Raw genomic sequence first — 1,198 nt, 5'->3', positions numbered from 1 at the left:
CAGGGCCATTCAATGCTATCTCATGCCAGCTTGCATAGCGCCAGTAACTGGTCTGGCGACCAACCCAGTTGTTCGCGTGCCGCTTTGATATTGTGATGGCCTGCCCAACGCAAGCCGTTCAGTGCCCAGCTACGCAGCTGAGCAAACACACCAGGATTCACGCTGATTTGGCTGGCATCTTCGTTCAGGGTCACGTCACGTACGTAGTGGCAGCGGTTCTCTATGCCCCAATGACCCCGAACCAACTGACTGGCTTGCTCCGCCGTCAGCTCCCGAGTGCAGACATACCAGGCGGTGTCCTGGCTTGAGCGCCATTGCTGATGTCCAACGTCGAAACGCTCCACGTTGCGCTCCACGCCAATCAGCGTGCGCAGCAAGGCCCAGTCTTCCGGCAGGGTGCCCTCCGATAGCCGCCAGATACGTGTCTCGCGTCGTTCTATTCGGTTGCGGCGACCCACATCTTGCTTGGCGCACAGCTCCGCTGCCGCATGTGAGGTAGCCAATTCCAATAGCAGCTTGTGGAGCTTGGGTTGGTTGCGCTTGACCTGCACCAGCACGTCACTGCCGCTTTTTTGAGCAATCTGCAGTGTTTTTTTGGCAGTGTAGGGCATCCAGCGTGTACAGCTGGCCGGGCAGCCCCAACTCTTCAATCAGTTGCTGCGCCGCTGCGATTTCGTTGTTCTTGTCGCCATCGCGCCAGCTGACCTGTCCCAGCACCAGGTGATCGAGATGGCGAAAGGCTGACAGCCATTGCAACGCTGGCGTTTGTGCCGCTTGGTCGAGGCTGCCGCGCAGGGTCTTTCCGTCCAGCGCGACGGCGCAGAGGCCCTCGTCCTGGGGGGGCGCCGTCAGTTGTGCGGCTTGCTGGCGCAGTGCCTGCTCCAGGGCGGAGGCATCGATACCTCGCAGGATGGTGTAAAGCGCGGTGTAGCAAGGCTTGCGCCGCCAATTGAGGCCTGTGTGCTGGCGCAGCCAGTCCCAGCGAACATCAATGAAGCGATAGACCGAGCGGTAGCTGTCTGCGCCGGCGAGCACGGCCAGAATGCTGCACAGGAGCACGTGCGGCAGGTCGAACAAGCGGCCTTGGCCGCGCCGATGGTCGGGGATGGAGGAAAGGATGGCGAGGGTTAGCATGTGGCATATCGCAAATAAATACTGACCGTTCATTTGCCTACGAGTTCAGCGTTGAATGGCCCTG

Annotated in this window: 1 pseudogene; it reads right to left on the bottom strand. The window is 60.3% G+C overall.

From position 1 onward, the window contains the following. Window positions 1-20: 20 nt before the first annotated feature. Window positions 21-1,134 (bottom strand): annotated as a pseudogene (locus C2I19_RS22855) (ISAs1 family transposase). Between the last annotated feature and the right edge of the window lie 64 nt (window positions 1,135-1,198).

It is taken from the genome of Chromobacterium alticapitis (assembly GCF_002924365.1).
In the GTDB taxonomy this organism is placed as follows: Bacteria; Pseudomonadota; Gammaproteobacteria; order Burkholderiales; family Chromobacteriaceae; genus Chromobacterium; species Chromobacterium alticapitis.
Note: the sequence above shows the minus strand (reverse complement) of the source record. Positions and strands in the feature narration are given on the sequence as shown.